At 73.9% G+C, this 19,250-nt stretch carries 14 protein-coding genes; 11 read left to right on the forward strand and 3 right to left on the reverse strand.

Annotated features, from left to right (window positions below; translation table 11 throughout):
* Nucleotides 1–9 precede the first annotated feature (9 nt).
* Nucleotides 10–3,372 carry a BTAD domain-containing putative transcriptional regulator gene (locus tag ACFZB9_RS15710; protein ID WP_391447353.1) on the reverse strand — a complete coding sequence of 1,121 codons (3,363 nt, stop codon included), beginning with the start codon at nucleotides 3,370–3,372 and terminating at the stop codon, nucleotides 10–12.
* Nucleotides 3,373–3,650: 278 nt separating this feature from the next.
* On the opposite strand from ACFZB9_RS15710, the gene ACFZB9_RS15715 reads away from it, so the two are divergent.
* The 3 genes from ACFZB9_RS15715 (at nucleotide 3,651) to ACFZB9_RS15725 (ending at nucleotide 8,666) form a co-directional block, all read left to right on the forward strand.
* The gene (locus ACFZB9_RS15715) at nucleotides 3,651–6,662 is read left to right on the forward strand and encodes a BTAD domain-containing putative transcriptional regulator (protein ID WP_391447355.1); all 3,012 of its coding nucleotides are present in this window, start codon (nucleotides 3,651–3,653) and stop codon (nucleotides 6,660–6,662) included.
* 287 nt (nucleotides 6,663–6,949) lie between these two features.
* Nucleotides 6,950–8,026, forward strand: a complete 1,077-nt coding sequence (locus ACFZB9_RS15720; protein ID WP_391447409.1) for a GAF domain-containing sensor histidine kinase — start codon at nucleotides 6,950–6,952, stop codon at nucleotides 8,024–8,026.
* Nucleotides 8,019–8,666 (forward strand): response regulator, encoded by a 648-nt coding sequence (locus ACFZB9_RS15725; protein WP_391447357.1) that lies wholly within the window; start codon nucleotides 8,019–8,021, stop codon nucleotides 8,664–8,666. Before ACFZB9_RS15720 ends, ACFZB9_RS15725 begins: the two co-directional genes overlap by 8 nt.
* A 48-nt stretch (nucleotides 8,667–8,714) precedes the next feature.
* Here the strand turns inward: ACFZB9_RS15725 and ACFZB9_RS15730 are convergent, their stop codons facing one another.
* The gene (locus ACFZB9_RS15730) at nucleotides 8,715–9,491 is read right to left on the reverse strand and encodes a hypothetical protein (protein WP_391447411.1); all 777 of its coding nucleotides are present in this window, start codon (nucleotides 9,489–9,491) and stop codon (nucleotides 8,715–8,717) included.
* Between the two features lie 288 nt (nucleotides 9,492–9,779).
* Here ACFZB9_RS15730 and ACFZB9_RS15735 point away from each other — a divergent pair, with 288 nt between their 5' ends.
* The 6 genes from ACFZB9_RS15735 (at nucleotide 9,780) to ACFZB9_RS15760 (ending at nucleotide 15,713) form a co-directional block, all read left to right on the forward strand.
* On the forward strand, nucleotides 9,780–10,571 hold the full coding sequence (locus ACFZB9_RS15735; protein WP_391447359.1) for an ABC transporter ATP-binding protein: 792 nt from the start codon (nucleotides 9,780–9,782) through the stop codon (nucleotides 10,569–10,571).
* Nucleotides 10,572–10,755: 184 nt separating this feature from the next.
* Nucleotides 10,756–11,178: an NfeD family protein gene (locus ACFZB9_RS15740; protein WP_391447361.1), complete on the forward strand. Its 423-nt coding sequence runs from the start codon at nucleotides 10,756–10,758 to the stop codon at nucleotides 11,176–11,178.
* Between the two features lie 60 nt (nucleotides 11,179–11,238).
* Complete coding sequence (locus ACFZB9_RS15745; protein WP_391447362.1) at nucleotides 11,239–12,297, forward strand: SPFH domain-containing protein; 1,059 nt, start codon at nucleotides 11,239–11,241, stop codon at nucleotides 12,295–12,297.
* A 141-nt stretch (nucleotides 12,298–12,438) separates the two neighbouring features.
* The gene (locus ACFZB9_RS15750) at nucleotides 12,439–13,197 is read left to right on the forward strand and encodes a sulfite exporter TauE/SafE family protein (RefSeq protein WP_391447364.1); all 759 of its coding nucleotides are present in this window, start codon (nucleotides 12,439–12,441) and stop codon (nucleotides 13,195–13,197) included.
* Between the two features lie 103 nt (nucleotides 13,198–13,300).
* Nucleotides 13,301–13,600 carry a 4a-hydroxytetrahydrobiopterin dehydratase gene (locus tag ACFZB9_RS15755; RefSeq protein WP_391447365.1) on the forward strand — a complete coding sequence of 100 codons (300 nt, stop codon included), beginning with the start codon at nucleotides 13,301–13,303 and terminating at the stop codon, nucleotides 13,598–13,600.
* A 139-nt stretch (nucleotides 13,601–13,739) separates the two neighbouring features.
* Nucleotides 13,740–15,713, forward strand: a complete 1,974-nt coding sequence (locus ACFZB9_RS15760; RefSeq protein ID WP_391447367.1) for a PQQ-binding-like beta-propeller repeat protein — start codon at nucleotides 13,740–13,742, stop codon at nucleotides 15,711–15,713.
* 111 nt (nucleotides 15,714–15,824) lie between these two features.
* Here the strand turns inward: ACFZB9_RS15760 and ACFZB9_RS15765 are convergent, their stop codons facing one another.
* On the reverse strand, nucleotides 15,825–16,400 hold the full coding sequence (locus ACFZB9_RS15765; protein WP_391447369.1) for an HNH endonuclease: 576 nt from the start codon (nucleotides 16,398–16,400) through the stop codon (nucleotides 15,825–15,827).
* Between the two features lie 205 nt (nucleotides 16,401–16,605).
* Here ACFZB9_RS15765 and ACFZB9_RS15770 point away from each other — a divergent pair, with 205 nt between their 5' ends.
* Together ACFZB9_RS15770 and tyrS are read left to right on the forward strand one after the other, a co-directional pair.
* On the forward strand, nucleotides 16,606–17,271 hold the full coding sequence (locus tag ACFZB9_RS15770) for a DNA-3-methyladenine glycosylase (RefSeq protein ID WP_391447370.1): 666 nt from the start codon (nucleotides 16,606–16,608) through the stop codon (nucleotides 17,269–17,271).
* Between the two features lie 98 nt (nucleotides 17,272–17,369).
* A complete protein-coding gene (gene tyrS, locus ACFZB9_RS15775) occupies nucleotides 17,370–18,635 on the forward strand; it encodes a tyrosine--tRNA ligase (protein ID WP_391447413.1) in 1,266 nt (421 codons plus the stop codon).
* Nucleotides 18,636–19,250: the final 615 nt, after the last annotated feature.

The following is a 19,250-nucleotide window of genomic DNA, read 5'->3' on the forward strand; positions in this document are numbered from 1 at the left end:
ACCGGTCGGTCAGGAGGGTTCCAGTCGCTGTTCGGGCAGCGACTGGCTGCCCGCCCGGCAGATCAGCGTCTGCTCGATCGACGCGAGCAACTCGGTGACCGCGCCCGCCAGATGGCCGTGCAGTCGGTAGAGCCGGATGGCCGCGCGCAGGTGCTCGGCCGCCTCCCGCTCCCGGTCCAGCGCCAACAGGAAGGTGGCGTAGGACTGTTCGGAGATGGCGTGCAGGTGCAGGAAGCCGGCCTCCTGGCAGGTGGTCAGCAGTCGCGACCAGACCTGTTCGGAGTCCTCGGAGGCGCCCAGCGCCTGCAGCGCCTGCGCCTCGGTCAGCATCGCCCAGGCGTGGATGGTGGCGCCCGGGTGGCCGGTCAGCAGCAGCTGCGACTCGCGGGACTCGCGCAGCGCGGCCTCGGCGTCGCCGGTCATCAGGTTGATCGCGGCGGCGTAGCCGAGCACGAAGGAGAGCTGGGCGGGCGAGCAGACCGCCTTGGTCAGCTCGACCGCGGCGGCCGACAGCCGCACGGCCTCGGCCGGGTCGCCGAGGGCCGCGGTGATCAGCGCCAGGGTGACCTGCGAGCGGGTGTGCGCGATGCCGTCCGCCGGCGTCGTCCCGGACACCGCCTGCCGCGCCAACTCGGCTGCCTCCTGCGGTCGTTCGACGCCGATCAGAGCGTTGGCGATGGTGCTGCAGAGCAGTGCGGCGGCCGCCGTGGAGCCGCACCGCTCGGCGGCCCGCTGCCCTTCGCGCAGGCAGCTCAGCCAGTCGATCAGCCGGCTGGCGCCGTAGTAGAGCGGGCTCGCCGCCAGGCTCAGCCGCCAGGCCCGCTCGGGGTCCGCCGCACCGGCGGCGGCGACCAGGGCGCGGATCGTCGGCTCCTCGGCCCGGAACCAGTCGAGCGCGGTGCGGGCATCCGCCGGCCGCGGCAGCGCCGCGGGCGGATGGGAACGCTCCCCGAAGGGGCCAAGGCTCGGCTCCAGGTGGTCGCCGCAGTGCTGGGACGCCTCCACGTAGTAGTCCAGCAGCCGCTCGGAGCTGAGCCGTTGGACCTCGACGGGCTGCTCGGCGAAGAGTTCCATGCCGAACAGCCGGATCAGGTCGTGCCGGCTGTAGCGGCCCGGGGTGCTCTCGGTGAGCAGGTGGTAGGCGGCCAGTTCGCCGAGCGCGCCGCGCGCGGTGGCCGGGCTGGTGCCGAGCAGCGCGGCGCCGGCGAAGGTGTCCACCTCCCGGCCCGGGTGTGCGGCCAGCACGGTGAGCAACCTGGCTGCCTCGGCCGAGAGATGACGGTACGTCAGGGTCAGCGCGGTGCGGATACTGACCGCTCCCTGGGTGTCCAGGGTGAGCAACCGGGTACGCTCGTCGGCCAGTTCGGCCACCAGATCGGCAATCGTCCAGTCGGGCCGGGCGGCCAGCCGGGAGGCCGCGATCCGCAGGGCCAGCGGCAGGTGGTCGCAGAGCTCGATCAGCTGCTCGGCCGCGGCCACCTCGGTGTGCACCCGCCCGGGGGTCAGCCCGCGTTCGAGCAGCCGCAGCGCGTCGCCCCCGGGCAGCGCCTCCAGCCGCAGCAGGGCGGCGCCCTCGGTGACGACCAGGTCCTCCAGCGTGTTGCGGCTGGTGACCACGGCGGCGCAGTCGGGGCCGCTGGGCAGCAGGTCGGTCACGTGCTCGGCGCTGCGCGCGTTGTCCAGCACGACCAGCAGGGTGCAGGCGCCGGTGCGGGCGCGGTAGAGCGCGACGCGGCCGGGCAGGTCCTCGGGGATGGTGGACTCCGGGACGCCCAGGGCGAGCAGGAACTGGCCGAGCACCTCGGCCGGATCCGCCGGACCGGCCGGATCGAAGCCGCGCAGGTCGACGAAGAGCTGGCCGTCCGGGAAGTCCGCGGCGACCTGGTGCGCCCAGCGGATCACGGTGGCGCTCTTGCCCGCCCCGGCGGGGCCGACCACCAGCGCCAGGCCGTCACCGGTGCGCTCGGGGCCGCACTCCCGGTCCAGCCAGCGCGACTCCAGGCTGCGGCCGACGAAACCGGCCGGCTGGCGGGGGAGTTGGCGGGGTGCCGGGGGCTCGACGGAGTCGGGCTCTGGGTCGGCCTCCTCGGCCAAGGCCTCCAGCGCCGGGAGCAACGGCGTCAGCGGGCTCGGCGGGAGCAGCGGGCTCAGCGGGACCGTCGGGAGCGTGGGATCCGCCCACGCCGGCGCCCCGTACTCGGCCGCGCCCTGCTCGTCGTACCCGGCGTCGACAGGTCTGCCGTCCCCGGGGCCGTCCCAGGGTCCGTCCTCAGGCCCGTCCCCGTACGCGACGTCCCTGTATTCGGCGCCTGGGTACGCGACGTCCCCGTACTCGACGGCCCCGTACTCGGTGCTCGGGTACCCGGCCCCCGGGTACGCAGGGCGCCCATGGACGACGTCCCCGTACGTGACACCCCCGTGCCCGGCGCCCCCGTACCGTGCCTCCCCGAGCCCGGCCGACTCCTCGGCGACCACCTGGGCGAACGCCGCCTGCAGCTCCGCGCCCGGCAGCATGCCCAGCTCGCTGTCGAGCAGCTCCCGGGCGTGCTGGTAGGCCGTCAACGCGTCGGAGGGCCGCCCCGCCTGATGCAGACAGCGGATCAGCAGGGCCACCACCGACTCGCGCAGCCCGTCGGCCCGCACGCTCTGTTCCAGCGCCGGTACCGCCGCCGCCCCGGTGCCCCGGCGCAGCCGCAGCTCGGCCCAGTCGATCAGCACCCTGGTCCGCGCCTCGTCCAGCTGCCCCACCATGGCCCGGCGCAGCTCGGTGTCGGGCAGGTCGGCCAGCGCGGCCCCGGTCCACAGGCCCAGCGCCTGCTCCAGCAGCCCGATCGCCTCGGCGTCCGCGGCCCGGCCGCCGTCTCCCGGTCCGCCCGCCCCTGGCAGCCAGAGCCCTGACGGCCTGATCCCTGACGCCCCGCCGCCCAGTCGCCCGCTCGCCCCGCCACCCGGCCATCCGGCTGCCCCGGCGTCCCCGCCCGCCCCGGCGTCTCCGGCTGCCCCGGCGTCCCCGGGCTGCCCGGCACCCGCCGCACGCTCCCGGGCCCGGGCGGCCAGCGCCTCGAAGCGCAGCACGTCCACCAGCTCGGCCGGCCCGATGAGCAGGTAGCCGGGCGCGCGGGTGTGCAGCGTGAACGCGGAGTCGGCGAGCACCTTGCGCAGCGCGGCGATGTGCCCCTGCAGCGCGGCCCGGGCCCGGGCCGGCGGCTCCTCGCCCCAGAGCAGCTCGAAGAAGTGGTCCACCGCCACGACCCGCCCCAGGCGCAGCGCCAGCAGCGCGAGCACCGCGCGCCGCTGGGACCCGGACAGCGGCACGAGCACGCCGCCGCGGGTCTTCCGCAGCTCTACCGGACCGAGGAGCCGGATGCCCATGCGTCCCCCACAGTCGCCCACCCCGAAGCCGTCGGGCTCGAATCTTGGACTGCAGTCTATCCACGCTGTTCGCCTGCCCAGGACGACCGCCCGGGACCCCTGCCCGAGCCCGGAGCAGGGTGGATAGGATTGCCGCCCCCCTGCAACGGATCGGCGGTCCCGACACGTCTTATCCTCGGACGAATCGGGCCCCGCCGGCCCGGTGCACGGGGCGACGGGGCGGCAAGTCAGGCGTGAACTGCCAGGTGTGAATTCTCAGGCTTGAACGAGGGGCGTGGATGCGGATCGAACTGCTCGGCGCGGTCACCGTCCGGTACGACGACGGGGCCACGGCCACCCCCACGGCGCCCAAACGCCGTGCGCTGCTCGCCACGCTCGCCGTCCAGCTCGGCCGTCTGACGCCTACCGAGCAGCTGATCGAGCTGGTCTGGGACGGCAGCCCGCCGCCGACCGCCCGGGCCGCGCTGCAGGGCCACATCGCCGAACTGCGGCGGCTGCTGGACGGCCGCCTGGAGCTGGCCACCCGCGGCGCCGGCTACCTGCTGGCCGGTGACCCGGACCAGGTGGACGCGCTGCGTTTCGAGCGCCTCTGCGACGAGGCCGGACTGCTGCTCCCCGGCACCGCGGCCCCCGCCGCCTCCCGTGCGGCCGCCACCCGCATCACCGCCGCCCCGGTCGCCGCCGCGCCGCCGGTCGAGGGCGAGCCCGACGCCGCGCTGCCGCTGCTGCGCGCCGCCCTCGACCTGTGGCGCGGCCCGGCCCTGACCGACTGCGGCTCCACCCTGCTGCGTGAGCGGACCGCCCCCCGGCTGGCCGACCTGCGCCTGCGCGCCCTGGACCGGCTGGCCGACGGGCTGCGCCGGCTGGACCGCGGTGCCGAGCTCATCACCGAACTCACCGAGGCCGTGCTGGCCCACCCCACCCACGAGCAGCTCGCCGTGCACCTGCTGGCCTGCCTCGATCAGGCCGGGCGCCGGGCGGAGGCGCTGGACTGGTACGACCGGGTGGTGGCCGCGCTGTCCACCGCCCCGGGCCCCGCGCTCCGCGCCGCCCGCGACCGCCTCACCGGCGACCGCCTCACCGGCCCGCCGTCGGCTTCTGCCGGGCCCGCCCCCGGGCTCGCTCCCGGGCTCGCCACCAGCTTCGACGGCACCAACTCCGTCGGCACCAACTCCGTCGGCACCAGCCGACGGGAGGCGCCGGCGAGCGTCCCCTGCTCACGCCTGACGCCCGCCCAACTGCCTCGCCCCAACCGGCGCTTCGTCGGCCGGACCGGTGAGCTCGACCACCTCGACGGCGCGATCGCCGCCGGCCGCGAGAGGCGCCCGATCCTGGTCACCGGGCCGGCCGGGGTCGGCAAGACCAGCCTGGTCCAGCACTGGGCCCACCAGGTCGCGCACCGCTTCCCCGACGGCCAGCTCTATGCCGACCTGCGCGGCTTCGACGAGACCGAGCCGCGCGAGGCGGCCGAGGTGCTGGCCTCCTTCCTGACGGTGCTCGGGGTCGCCGAGAGCGCCATGCCCACCACGCTGGAGGACCGGTCCCGGCGCTACCGCGAACTCCTGTCGGGCCGTCGGCTGCTGATCGTGCTCGACAACGCGCGCTCCTACCAGCAGCTCTCCCCGCTGCTGCCCGACCCGCCCGCGGAAGGCGCCGAGCCCGACGGCGGGCCGGTCACCGTCATCACCAGCCGCAGCCGGCTCGGCGACCTGCTCGTCCAGGAGGGCGCCGCCCCGCTGTCGCTGGACGTGCTGACTCCCGCCGAGGCGCTGGAACTGCTGGCCCGGGTGCTGGAACCGGCCCGGGTCGCCGCCGAACCGCAGGCCGCCGCCGAGCTGGCCGAGCGCTGCGACCGGTTGCCGCTGGCGCTGCGGCTGGCCGCTGCCCGGCTGGCCACCCGCCCGGGCTGGGCGCTGCGCGACCTGGTGGCGGAGATCTCCGACGAGCAGGCCAGACTCGCCTCGCTCTCCAGCGCGGGCCGCACCGCGCTGGGCGTCGCGGCCACCCTCAACCTCACCTGCCGCGCGCTGCCGTCCGCGGCGGTGCAGATGTTCAGCCTGCTCGGGCTGCACCCGGGCGCGGTGATCGACGCACACACCGCGGCCGTGCTTGCCGACGTGTCGCCGGTCGAGGTCCGCGGCGTGCTCGCCCAGCTCGACGCCGCCCACCTGATCGAGGAGACCGCACCCGGCCTGTTCGCCCGGCACGACCTGGTGCGCCTCTACAGCGCCCAGCTGGCCGCCGAACTCACCTGCGACGACCGGCTGGCGGCGATGGACCGGATGATCGGCCACTACCTGGCCGCGACCGCCGCCGCCTGCGCGGGCCTGCACACCCGCAGCGTGCTGCCCACCGGCACGCGGCCGTCCACCGGCACCTCCCCGTCCACCGGCACCTCCCCGTCCACCGGCACCTCCCCGTCCACCGGCACCTCCCCGTCCACCGGCATCAGGCCGGCCGCCGACAGCCTGCCGCCGCTGGCCACCCCGGGCCAGGCCGTCGACTGGTTCCGCCGCGAGGAGCGCGCGGTGCGCGGCGTGGTGCTCTGCGCCGAGCACTACGAGCGCTCCGCCGCCGCCTGGCAACTCGCCCACCAGGCCGGGGTGCTGTACTACAACGCCAACCACAGCCGCCCCGAGTGGCGCAGCACCGCCGAGGCCGGCCTGCGCGCGGCCCGCGCCTGCGCCGACCCCGCCGCCCTGGTGCGGATGTACGCCGACCTCGCCGTGGTCCTCATCGACCAGCGCGAGTTCCGCGCCGCCGCCGACCACCTGGACCGGGCCATCGCGCTCGCCGACGAACTGGGCGACCCGGTGCTGGGCCACCAGTGCCGCACCCGGCTGGCCAACGGCCTGGTCCGGGCCGGCCAGCAGGCCCGCGCGATCCCGCTGATGACCGACATCGTGGCCCGCGCCCGGGAGCTGACCGACGACCGGCTGCTCGCCCAGGCCCTCAACAACCTCGCCAACGCCCTGGTGATCGCCGGCACCCCCGACCTCGCCCTGCCGCACGCCGACGAGGCCGTCCAGATCCTCGCCGCCCACCCCGCGGACCCCAAGCTCGTCCTCGCCACCCACACCCGCGCCGAGGCCCTGTACGCCCTGGGCCGCCACAACGCCGCCCTCGCCGCCGCCCGCCACGCCCTCGCCCTCGGCCGCACCCAGGGCAACCTCCGCATCGAGTCCCAGTCCCACGCCCTCCTCGCCACCCTCCTCCACGCCCTCAGCCGCACCGCCGAAGCCCTCGCCGAACAACACCTCGCCGACCGCACCGCCGAACCGTCCCGCTGACCCCCACCGCCCCCACCGCCCCCACCGCCCCCCGGCGGGTGCCCACCCCGGCGACCGCCGACGGCTGGCCGTCCCCCCGCCAAGCCCCCGCCCCTACACCCCGCGTCCTAAGCCCCTCGTCCTACCCCCGCCCCGCCCACCGCCCCACGCCCGTGGCCGGGCCCCGGCGGTACGGTGGCCGCATGGGGATCAAGCACCAGCCACCGTGTGAGCACCCGCTCGACGACCCGTGCCTGGCCGACGCGTGCCTGGACGGGCTCGAAGCGGTCAGCGACGCCGTGCTCGCGATGAGCGCGCACCTCGAAGTGCGCGAGGTGCTGCGCCGCATCACCGCCTCCGCGCGCTCGCTGCTCGGCGCCGAGTACGCCGCGCTGGGGGTGCCGGACGACCACGGCGGGTTCGCACAGTTCGTGGTGGACGGGGTGACCGACGAGCAGTGGAAGGCGATCGGGCCGCTGCCGCGCCAGCACGGGGTGCTCGCCACCATGCTGCACGAGATGGGGCCGACCCGGCTGGCCGACGTCCGCCAGGCCCCGGCGTTCGGCGGCTGGCCCGGCGCGCACCCGGAGATGACGGACTTCCTCGGGATGCCGATCCTGGACGGCGAGGAGATCCTGGGCGCGATCTTCCTGGCCAACAAGGAGGGCGGCTTCACCGCCCACGACGAGCGGCTGCTGCGCATCCTCGCCGCGCACGCCTCGATAGCGCTGGCCAACGCCCGGCTGTACGAACGCAGTCGCGAGCTGACGCTGGCCGGCGAGCGGGCCCGGATCGCGCACGACCTGCACGACGCGGTCTCGCAGAAGCTGTTCAGCCTGCGGCTGACCGCCAAGGCCGCCGCCAAGCTGCTGGACCGCGACCCGGAGCGGGCCAGGGCGGAGCTGGCCGAGGTGGCCCGGCTGGCCGCGGAGGCCGCGGACGAACTGCGCGCCGTGGTGGTCGAGCTGCGCCCGGCCGCGCTGGACGAGGACGGCCTGGTGGCCACCCTCGCCTCCCAGGTCCAGGTGCTGGACCGTGCGCACAGCGCCGGCGTGGAGTTCAGCTCCGACGGCGGGGTGCGCACCCTGCCGCCCGCGCAGGAGGCGGCGGTGCTGCGGATCGCCCAGGAGGCGCTGCACAACGCGCTGCGGCACGCCGATGCGACCAAGGTGGCGGTGACGCTGCGCGGCACCACCACCCGCGGCGCCGTGCTGCGGATCACCGATGACGGCCGCGGGTTCGACCCCGGCGCGGTCCAGCAGGCCGGCCGGCACCTCGGGCTGGTCTCGATGCGCGACCGCGCGCAGAGCGTCGGCGGCCACCTCACCCTCACCTCGGCCGTCGGCCGGGGCACGGTCATCGAACTGGAGGTTCCCGGTGCCTGAGAGACACGCGCCCATCCGCGTGCTGCTGGTCGACGACCACCAGGTGGTCCGCCGCGGGCTGCGCACCTTCCTGGAGGTGCAGGACGACATCGAGGTGGTCGGCGAGGCGGCCGACGGCGCCGAAGGCGTGACGAAGGCCCAGGAGCTCACGCCGAACGTGGTCCTGATGGACCTCAAGATGCCGGGGGTGGACGGCCTGGAGGCGCTCAAGCGCCTGAAGGCGGAGGGCAACCCGGCCCGGGTGCTGATCGTCACCAGCTTCACCGAGCACCGCACGGTGGTCCCGGCGCTGCGCGCGGGCGCGGCCGGGTACGTCTACAAGGACGTGGACCCGGAGGCGCTGGCCGGGGCGATCCGCTCGGTGCACGCCGGGCACGTGCTGCTCCAGCCGGAGCTGGCCGGCACCCTGCTGGCCGACGACGCCCCGCGCGCTCCGCAGGGCCGGGGCGGGACCCTGACGGAGCGTGAGCGCGAGGTGCTCGGTCACATCGCGGACGGGCGCTCCAACCGGGAGATCGCCCGCAGCCTCAACCTGTCGGAGAAGACGGTCAAGACGCACGTCTCCAACATCCTGATGAAGCTGGACCTGGCGGACCGCACCCAGGCCGCCCTCTGGGCGGTCCGCCACGGCGAGCAGTGAGCCCCGAGGCGTTGTCGGCAAGCGCTGGGGCGGCAGCCCTGGGGCCGCTCAGCTCTCCCGCTCGTCCACCAGCGCGTTGTACGCCGCCACCTGGGCCCGCCGCGCGATCCGCCGCAGCGGCGCCAGCACCGCCGCCCGCGCCGTCATCTCGGCGGCGCTGACCGCCGCGCCGTGGCCGCCGGCAGCGATCGACAGCAGCGCCGAGACCTGCCGCGCGGACTCCAGCACCCGCACCGCGCGCGGCGGGTAGCCGGGGGCCAGCAGCTGGCTGTGCCCGCGCCGCCGGTACTGCTCCAGCGCGCGCAGCGCCTGCGGCCCGGCCCCGGCCACGTCGAGCCGGGAGAGCAGCACGGTCGCCTCGCGCAGCCCCTCCACCAGCTCCCGCTCGGCCTCGTGCAGCGAGGGGACGTCGGCGGGGGGCGCGAGGAGTACCTGGTGGCAGCGCCACAGCACGGTCACCGCCTGGTCGCCGGGCGGCCCGTACACCTCGATCTCGGGGACCAGGCCCAGCGGTACGCCGACCGCCAGCACCGCCTCGCCCACCGCCAGCGCCGCGGCGTTGAACGGGGCGGGCCCGGTCAGCCCGAGCGGATGCCCCTCGGCGGGCAGCGCCAGGCGCAGCCCGGTGACCCCGAGCACCCGCAGCCGGCCCAGCGCCCAGCTGAGCGCGTGCTGCTCGCCCTCGGTGTCGCCGGGCAGCCCGACCACCCGGTGTCTCTCGTCCTTGCCGACGACCTCCTCCACCACGTGGTCGGGCGGCGCGAAGCCGGCCAGCAGTGAGTTGCCCCAGGCGGTCAGCCGTGCGGAGCGCGCTTCGGCGAACAGGTCGGCGAACGGGTCGGCGAACGGGTTTTCGGCAGGAGTCAGCGGCATCCCGCCAGCCTACGGACAACCCGGCCACCCGCGTGGCGTAGGTTGGCCCTGTGCTGTGCGAGTAACCGCGCTGCCGTGCGAGCGGCAGCTCCCTCCCGCCTACCCGGTCGGCGGAGTAGGCTGCCCGCCCGCACCGACTTGTCGACACGAGTGGACCGCACCCCGAGGACCCCGCCGCGCCGCACCCCGCCGCGCAGGACCCCGGACGGCCGAAAATCTGTATTGGGGAAGGCGTTAGGCATGAGCGACGTGCTGGAGCTGGTGGACGTTTCCGTGGTCCGGGATGGACGTGCGCTGATCAGCCAGGTCTCCTGGTCGGTCGCCGAGGGGGAGCGCTGGGTGATCCTGGGCCCCAACGGTGCCGGCAAGACCACCCTGCTCCAGGTCGCGTCCAGTTACCTGCACCCCACCAGCGGCACCGTCGCGGTGCTCGGCGAGAAGCTCGGCTCGGTCGACGTCTTCGAGCTGCGCCAGCGGATCGGCCTGGCCGGCGCCTCGCTGCTGGACCGCATCCCGCGCGAGCAGACCGTGCTGCAGACGGTGCTCACCGCCGCCTACGGCATGACCGCCACCTGGCAGGAGACCTACGACAAGGTGGACGAGTCGCGCGCCCTGCTGCTGCTCGACCGGCTCGGCATGGGCGGCTACGAGCAGCGCAGCTTCGGCACCCTCTCCGAGGGCGAGCGCAAGCGCACCCTGATCGCCCGCGGCCTGATGACCGACCCCGAGCTGCTGCTGCTCGACGAGCCGGCCGCCGGCCTGGACCTGGGCGGCCGCGAGGACCTGGTCCGCCGCCTGGGCGCGCTCGCCCAGGACTCCTACGCGCCGGCCATGGCCGTGGTCACCCACCACGTCGAGGAGATCGCCCCCGGCTTCACCCACGTCCTGATGATCCGTCAGGGCAAGGTGCTGACCGCGGGCCCGATCGACACCGAGCTGACGGCCCGTAACCTCTCGCTCTGCTTCGGCCTGCCGCTCACCCTGGAGCGCCACGGCGACCGCTGGTCCGCGCAGGGCCTGCCGCTGGGCTGATCCGCCGGGCTGACGCGCCGGGCTGATCCGCTGGGCCGAGGCGCGGGTCCGGTCGGGCCCGAACCGCCGGACCGGCCCGCTTCGTTGACCAGGTGCGGGCCCGGTCGCCCGGACTGACCGGTTTCCCTCCATCCACCTGCGGGAACCCACCCACCGGACATCGTTTCCTCCCTAGGATGGCCCTGTGGACAGCTGGGTGTGGTGGCTCGTGCTCGCCGTCGGTCTTGGCATACCGCTGGCGATCACCGCGCTGCCGGAATTCGGGCTGTTCGCGGTCGGCGCCGCCGGCGCCGCGATCGCCGCCGGGGTGGGGGCCGGGGTGGTCTGGCAGTTCCTGACCTTCATCGTCGTCTCGGTCGCGATGCTGACCGTGGTGCGGCCGATCGCCTACCGCAAGCTCGACCGGGGCCCGCGGGTCCGGATGGGGATCGAGGCGCTGGCCGGCGCCCGGGCCGTGGTGCAGGAGCGGGTGGATCAGCACGGTGGCCGGATCAAGCTCAACGGCGAGATCTGGTCGGCACGGGCGCTGCACCCCGACCACGTCTACGAGCCGGGCCAGCAGGTGGATGTCGTGGAAATCCAGGGCGCGACCGCCCTGGTCGACTAGCGGTCCTCCCGGCCTGCCAGTCGTCCGAGTTGCCCGTCCGAGATGTCCAGGGGAGACACTGTGGAACCCGTCCTCATCGTGCTGATCGTTCTGGTAGTGGTGGCGTTCATCGCACTGATCCGGACGATCCAGGTGATCCCGCAGGCGAGCGCGGCGATTGTGGAGCGGTTCGGCCGCTACACCCGCACCCTCAACGCCGGCCTCAACATCGTGGTGCCGTTCATCGACACCATCCGCAACCGGATCGACCTGCGCGAGCAGGTCGTGCCGTTCCCGCCGCAGCCGGTGATCACCCAGGACAACCTGGTGGTCAACATCGACACCGTCATCTACTACCAGGTGACCGACGCCCGCGCGGCGACCTACGAGGTGGCCAGCTTCATCCAGGCCATCGAGCAGCTCACCGTCACCACGCTGCGCAACATCATCGGCTCGATGGACCTGGAGTCCACCCTGACCTCCCGCGAGGTGATCAACGCCGGGCTGCGCGGGGTGCTGGACGAGGCCACCGGCAAGTGGGGCATCCGGGTCAACCGCGTCGAGCTGAAGGCGATCGAGCCGCCGACCTCCATCCAGGACTCGATGGAGAAGCAGATGCGCGCCGAGCGGGACAAGCGCGCGGCCGTGCTCACCGCCGAGGGCGCCCGGCAGGCCGCGATCCTGCGGGCCGAGGGTGAGAAGCAGGCCGCGGTGCTCAGCGCCGAGGGTGAGGCGCAGGCCGCCGTGCTGCGCGCCGACGGTGAGGCAGCGGCGATCCGCACCGTCTTCGAGGCCATCCACGACGGCGACGCCGACCAGAAGCTGCTCGCCTACCAGTACCTGCAGACCCTGCCCGAGCTGGCCAAGGGCGACGCCAACAAGCTCTGGATCATCCCGAGCGAGGTCGGCGACGCGCTCAAGGGCCTGGGCGGCGCGTTCGGCGGCCTGACCGGCCAGGGCGCCGGGCCGGGCGCGGGCCCGGACCTCACCAAGCCGCCGGTCGCGGCGCCCGAGGGCAACGGCAGCCGCCCGGGCGTCGGCGGCGGCAGCGGACCGCGTCCGGTGGACACCGACCAGACCGGCGCGGCCCGCCCCCGGGTCAGTCCGCCCCGCGAGTACCCGAAGATCGACCCCGAGTAGCACCGGAGCGAGACCGGGGTGAAACCTGGAATCCGCGGTCTCTGATTCTGGAACCCACTGGGCACCCGACCCGCTGTCCGGCATGATCGCGACCGCCGCCACCCCACCGGGGGCGGACACGCGAGAAGTAAGGACGAGTCCATGACTCCTTGGGAAGGGCTGGCGGTCTTCGCGGCCGGAGCCGGCGCGGGCACCATCAACGTCATCGTGGGATCGGGAACGCTGATCACGTTCCCGGTCCTGCTGGCGATCGGGCTGCCCCCGGTCACCGCCAACGTCTCCAACACCCTCGGCCTGGTGCCCGGCTCGATAAGCGGCGCGATCGGCTACCGCCGCGAACTGGCCGACCAGCGCCGCCGGCTGCTGCGGTTGGGCACGGCCGCGCTGCTCGGCGGACTGCTCGGCGCCGTGCTGCTGACCCGGCTGCCCAAGGGCGCCTTCGACGCCATCGTCCCGGTGCTGATCCTGCTGGCCCTGGTGCTGGTGGTGATCCAGCCCCGGGTGGCCCGCGCGGTCGCGGCCCGCGGCGGCAAGGTCGCCGACCCGGACGGCAGCCCGCTGCTGGTCGCCGGCATCTTCCTGACCGGCATCTACGGCGGCTACTTCGGCGCCGCGCAGGGCGTGCTGATGCTCGCGCTGATGGGCATGCTGCTCCGCGACGACCTGCAGCGGATGAACGCGGTCAAGAACGTGCTGGCGCTGATCGTCAACGCGGTCGCGGCGGTCTTCTTCATGTTCACCGCTTCGATGAACTGGCTCGCGGCGCTGCTGATCGCGGTCGGCTCGGCGCTCGGCGGCCTGGTGGGCGCCAAGGTCGGCCGCCGGCTGCCGCCGGTCGCGCTGCGCGCGCTGATCGTGGTGGTGGGCCTGGCCGCGGTCACCAAGCTCCTGCTGGCCTGACGCGCGCCAGGAGCGACCGGCTCCGGCTCCCGGGCTGACGCGGCCTCAGCCACTAGCATCACTCTGGCCCGCCCGACCTGGAGCGATGGACCGGAGTGACGTGATGAGCAACAGGCGCCCGCTGACCGAGGACGAGATCACCGCAGGCCTTGCCCGGTTGCCGGGCTGGCAGCGGCAGGGTCCGGCGATCACCCGCACCGCCGACGCCGCCGACTTCCCGTCCGCGATCCGGGTGGTGGTGGCGGTGGCCGAGGCGGCCGAGGAGATGGACCATCACCCGGACATCGACATCCGCTGGCGCACACTCACCTTCGCCCTCAGCACGCACAGCGCGGGCGGCGTGACCGACCTGGACCTCCAACTGGCGGCCAGGATCGATGCGGCGTTCAACCAGCAGACCTGACGGGTTCATTCACCGCACCAGCAGGTTCAGTGACCGTACCGACCGTTCTGTCGGGCCCAGTTGCCCGCCGAACGGTCGGTACGGGTGAGCGGCGTGAGATGCTGTCGGTCGTTGTACGCAGTCGGGACGGACGGAACGCATGGCTCAGGACTTCCCCCCAGCCGCCGACCAGGGGTACCCCCAGGACAGCAGCGGGCCTGATCCCGCCGGCTACGACCACCAGCAGGGCTGGTACCCGAACGAGCCGCACCAGCAGCAGCCGTACGGGAGCACACAGCCGTATCCGGGGGAGCAGCAGCCCTATCCGGCCGAGCCCTATCCGGCCGAGCCCTACCCCGCCGGGCAGCCGCCGTACGCCCCGGACCAGTACGCCGGTGAGCAGTACGCCCCCGGCCAGTACCCCACCGGCCAGTACCCCACTGAGCAGTACGCCGCCGAGCAGTACGCCGGCGAGCAGTACGCCGGCGACGCGCAGCCCTGGCAGTGGCCGGAGGCCCACCAGGGCATCCCCGAGCAGCAGCAGTACCAGGCGGCCGAGGAGTTCGGCTACCAGACCGAGCCGCCGCTCTACGCGGACCCGTTCGCCACCGGGCCCGGCACGGACGGGACCGCGGAGGCCACCACCGCCGAGTCGTCCGCCGACCCCGGCCGGACCCCCCTCGACCCGGCCGACCCCGCCCCGGCCGACCCCACCCTGGCCACCGGCCCGGACGCCGCCGGTGACCCGCAGGACCCCGCCGACGGCTCGCTGATCGGCCGCGTCCGCGGCGCGGCACGGGGCGCGCTCGGCTCCGTGCTCAACGCCGAGGGCGCCCCCGGTCACCGGACCCTGGTGATCCGGGTCGCCGCCGGCGTCGTCGCCCTCGGCGTCCTGGTGACCGCCGGCGTGGTCGCCACCAGCGGTGGTGGTTCGCACCACGACACCGCCGCCGCCCCCTCCAGCGACCCCGGCTTCGCCGTCGCCCACAACAAGATCTGGTCCGCCCAGCCCGCCGCCGCCCCCCAGGCCGGCGCCGACGACACCCTGATCGGCAGCTGGCTGCTGGCCAACGCGCTGGTCCGCGCGGACGGCAGCGGCGTGCACGCCTACGACCCGGCGACCGGCAAGCCCACCTGGAACCTGGACGCCCCCGCCGCCGGCGCCACCCCCTGCGGCATGTCGCCCACCGTCAACCAGGCCGGCATCGGCGCCGTGCTCTTCCACAGCCAGGCCGACCCGAAGAGCCCCTGCTCCCAGCTCGCCGCCGTGGACACCAAGGCCGGCAAGGCCGCCTGGACCAAGCAGCTCTCCGACAAGAACCCCTACGCGGCCCAGGTCGCGGTCACCGATGACAAGGTGGTCGCGGTCGGCGACGACAAGGCCATCGCCTGGGCGTCCGCCGACGGGAAGGACGCCTGGCAGTACGGCGGCCAGGGCAAGTTCTGCACCCTGTCCGGCAGCGCCTCCGGCGCCACCGTCCTGCTGCACAGCAGCTGCGTCGACAGCAACCCGGGCGACCAGGTGGTCGCGCTGGGCGCCGCCGACGGCAAGACGCTCTGGTCGAAGGGACTGCCCAGCCAGCCCAGGACCGCCACCGTGCTCTCCGCCGAGCCGGCCGTGATGCTGACGACCGGGGACCAGCCGACCGACGACAAGGTGCTCACCTGGAACGCGAACGGTGACCAGGCCGCCACCATCCCGGTGAGCGACCCGGGCGGCGGCCGGCTGGACGTCACCCGCGGCACCTTCGACGCGCTGCCCGGCGTCTTCTTCCAGGACCACAGCATGGTCACCACGCTGGTCGGGGCCGGCCAGACCTCGGCCGTCGCCTACGACGTCACCAACGGCAAGCAGCTGTGGCGCACCGCGGTCAGCGAGAAGGGCACCGTGCGGGCCGTCGGCCTGGACAACGGCACCCTGGTGCTGGCCGCCGAGGAGCGCACCGACCAGCCCGCCCATCTGAGCCGCCTCACCCTGTCGTCCGGCCAGGAGGCCGTCGGCGGCGGCTTCCCGCCCGCCACCGGCTCGCTGCTCACCTCCGGGCGGGTGCTGACCGGCGCTGACCGGGTGATCGCCGTCCCCGGCCACTCGGCCAACTTCGGCATCGCCACCGCCTTCCAGGCCAAGGGCTGAACGCGGGAGCCCACTGCTGATCCGGTGGGCCGGCCTCTCCCCTGAGCAGGCCGGACCACCGGACGTTCATGTCCCCGCGGGGCCGGTGGGCCGACGGGCCGGTGGCTCAGCTCACCGCGACGCCGCACCGAGCTGGGGCGTGCCGCGCTGAGCCGTGCCGCGCTGAGCCGTACCGAGCTGGGCGGCGCGCGGCAGCCAGGGCGCCAAGTCCCCGGCCTCGCCGGCCCGCAGGCCCAGAGCCAGCAGCAGCGTGGCCTCCGGGGTCGGCTCGAACGGGCGCCGCAGCAGTGCCATCCCGGCCTGCTCCGGAGTCCGGTCGGCCTTGCGCTGGTTGTCGGCGGCGCAGGCGGCCACGGTGTTCAGCCAGCTGTCGGCGCCCCCGCGCGACTTCGGCAGCACGTGGTCCACGGTGGTCGCCCGGCGTCCGCAGTAGGCGCACAGGTGCTGGTCCCGCACCAGCACGCCCCGCCGCGACCACGGGGCCCGTTGTCGGAACGGCACTCTGACGTACCGCCGCAGCCTGATCACCCGGGGTACCGGTACCGAGAGGCCGGCGGCGCGCACCACACGCAGTGGATGGACCTGCTCGATCACGGCCTTGTCCTGGAGTACCAGCACCACCGGACGCTGCAGGGACACCGTCGACATCGGCTCGTAGCTCGCGTTCAGCACCAGCGTGTTGCGCATTCCGGACACCTCCCAGGCCCGCCCGCCACCCCGGCGGACCCGACCACTGTGACCGCCAAGCACCTTGCCCGACAAGGGAATTTCCCCCGCTCGGCCCCCGCTCAGCCCCTGCGCTGCCGCCGCCCGGCCGTCGTCCGGTCCCCGCTCCGGCCCCGCTCGGCCGCTGCCCGGCGAACTGTCCGAGGGCCCGGCTAGGCTCGATCCCGTGCCTACCGACAGCTCCGCCGAGCACCAAGAGGACGGGCCTGCCGCGTTGCCGCGCGCCTTCTTCGACCGCCCCTCCACCGAGGTCGCCCCCGAGCTGCTCGGCCGCCGGCTGCGCTGCACGCTGCCCGAAGGCACCGTCGAGCTGCGGCTGACCGAGGTCGAGGCCTACCAGGGCCCGGACGACCCCGCCTCGCACGCGTTCCGCGGACCCACCGCGCGCAACGCCGTGATGTTCGGCCCGCCCGGCCACGCCTACGTCTACTTCACCTATGGGATGCACTTCTGCCTCAACGTGGTCTGCGGCCCCGCGCTGCACCCCGGCGGAGTCCTGCTGCGGGCCGGCGAGGTGACCGGGGGAGCGGAGCTGGCCCGGGCCCGCCGGGCCACCAGCCGCCGCGACCACGACCTCGCCCAGGGCCCGGCCCGGCTGGCCCAGGCGCTCGGCGTCGACCGGACCCAGAACGGCGAGGACGTGGTCGGGGGCCCGGTCTTCCGCCTGCTGCCCGGCACCCCGCCGCCGGCCGCGCTGATCCGTTCCGGCCCGCGCACCGGGGTCTCCACCGCCGCCGACACGCCCTGGCGGTTCTGGATCGAGGGCGAGGCCTCCGTGAGCCCCTACCGGGCGCACACTCCGCGTCGCAGGTCACTGGGTAAAACCGCCTAGCGCGAACCGCGTAGTCTCGGACAGGCTGGAACCCGACGGAATTCCTTTCCCGGACCGCCCCCAGCCGCGGCCCGGCCCGACCAAGGAGAAGCGTGACCGTGACGGACATCGTCGACGAGCTGCGGTGGCGAGGGCTGATCGCCCTGTCCACCGACGAGGACGCATTGCGCAAGGCGTTCGCGGACGGCCCGGTCACCTTCTATTGCGGATTCGACCCGACCGCGCCGAGCCTGCACCTCGGCAACCTGGTGCAGATCCTCACCATGCGCCGGATCCAGCAGGCCGGAAACCTGCCGCTGGGCCTGGTCGGCGGCGCGACGGGCCTGATCGGTGACCCCAAGCCGACCGCCGAGCGGGTGCTCAACGCCCCCGAGACGGTGGCCGCCTGGGTGGACCGGCTGCGCGGCCAGATCGAGAAGTTCCTCGACTTCGAGGGCCCGTTCGCGGCCCGCATGGTCAACAACCTGGACTGGACCTCGGGCCTGTCCGCGATCAACCTGCTGCGCGACATCGGCAAGTACTTCCGGGTCAACAACATGATCGCCAAGGAGGCCGTCGCCCGACGGCTCAACTCCGACGCGGGCATCAGCTACACCGAGTTCAGCTACCAGATCCTGCAGGGCATGGACTACCTGGAGCTCAACCGCCGCTACGGCTGCACCCTGCAGACCGGTGGCAGCGACCAGTGGGGCAACCTGACCGCCGGCACGGACCTGATCCGCAAGGCCGACGGCAAGCCGGCGCACGCGCTGGCCACCCCGCTGATCGTCAAGGCGGACGGCACCAAGTTCGGCAAGACGGAGACCGGCACGATCTGGCTCGACCCGGAGCTGACCACGCCGTACGCCTTCTACCAGTTCTGGCTCAACACGGACGACCGCGATGTCTCCAACTTCCTGCGGATCTTCAGCTTCCGCTCGAAGGAGGAGATCGAGGAGCTGGAGCGGGAGACCGCCGAGCGCCCGGCCGCCCGGCTCGCCCAGCGGGCCCTGGCCGAGGAGCTGACCACCATGCTCCACGGCGCCGAGCAGTACGAGCGTGTGGTGGCGGCCTCCAAGGCGCTGTTCGGCCAGGGCGACCTCGCCGAGTTGGAGCCCGCGACGCTGACCTCCGCGCTGGCCGAGGTGCCCAAGGCCTCCGTCACCGAGCTGGCCCCGATGGCCGACCTGCTGGTGGCCGTCGGCCTGGCCCCCAGCCGCTCGGCCGCCCGCCGGACGCTGAAGGAGGGCGGTGCCTACCTCAACAACGCGAAGGTCGCGGACGAGGACGCCGTGCCGACCATGGACGACCTGCTGCACGGCCGCTGGCTGGTGCTGCGTCGCGGAAAGCGGAACCTCGCCGCGGTCGAGCTGACGGGTGCATGAGTCAACCGAAACTGACGCAAGCTCACGCCCGCGGCGCATGAGTATGCGTCAGGTGGCTTGAAATGCAGCAGCGCTGAGCTGTGACTGTTCTCCTGAGGGGCCAGATCTGGTCAGATCTGGCCCCTCAGTGTTTGACGCGACCGCCCAGCTGGCCTAGTGTTGTCCGAGTCGCCTGATCCGGACGGACGGAAGGGGCAGCCGAGAGGCCGGCCCGAACCGCACGGAGCGACCATCAGATTTACCGATTTAAAACCTCGCTTATTCCTCTGGGATTCAGCATGGTCCGGACCAGGTCCGGAAATACGGTAGAGTGGCGGTCGCCGCAGAAAAGGCGGACCTGGCCAGCCAGGAAATCGGAAAAAGGCACTGAGCCCGATCTGATAAGCTGGAAGAGAAGAAAGAACGAAGCGCCCGGAGGGGCCACGGAAGTGGCTGCAAAGGAAGCGTCCGTTCCTTGAGAACTCAACAGCGTGCCAAAAGTCAACGCCAGATATGTTGACATCCCCGGCCTCGATCGTCTGATCGGGGTTGGAGATTCCTTTTGAAGTAAAACACTAGCGAGGACGCAGTGCACGGGGCCACCCTATTCCGGTGGTTGTCGTGCCGCTCGACGCG

Origin of the sequence: Kitasatospora sp. NPDC008050 (genome assembly GCF_042957465.1) — a bacterium.
In the GTDB taxonomy this organism is placed as follows: domain Bacteria; phylum Actinomycetota; class Actinomycetes; order Streptomycetales; family Streptomycetaceae; genus Kitasatospora.

Excerpts from the sequence above, each read along its gene's own strand:
- ACFZB9_RS15735 (WP_391447359.1), top strand. The coding sequence starts at position 9,780 with ATGAGCGACGTGCTGGAGCTGGTGGACGTTTCCGTGGTCCGGGATGGA.
- ACFZB9_RS15715 (WP_391447355.1), top strand. The coding sequence starts at position 3,651 with ATGCGGATCGAACTGCTCGGCGCGGTCACCGTCCGGTACGACGACGGG.
- ACFZB9_RS15720 (WP_391447409.1), top strand. The coding sequence starts at position 6,950 with ATGAGCGCGCACCTCGAAGTGCGCGAGGTGCTGCGCCGCATCACCGCC.
- ACFZB9_RS15710 (WP_391447353.1), bottom strand. The coding sequence starts at position 3,372 with ATGGGCATCCGGCTCCTCGGTCCGGTAGAGCTGCGGAAGACCCGCGGC.
- ACFZB9_RS15760 (WP_391447367.1), top strand. The coding sequence starts at position 13,740 with ATGGCTCAGGACTTCCCCCCAGCCGCCGACCAGGGGTACCCCCAGGAC.
- ACFZB9_RS15750 (WP_391447364.1), top strand. The coding sequence starts at position 12,439 with ATGACTCCTTGGGAAGGGCTGGCGGTCTTCGCGGCCGGAGCCGGCGCG.
- ACFZB9_RS15765 (WP_391447369.1), bottom strand. The coding sequence starts at position 16,400 with ATGCGCAACACGCTGGTGCTGAACGCGAGCTACGAGCCGATGTCGACG.
- ACFZB9_RS15755 (WP_391447365.1), top strand. The coding sequence starts at position 13,301 with ATGAGCAACAGGCGCCCGCTGACCGAGGACGAGATCACCGCAGGCCTT.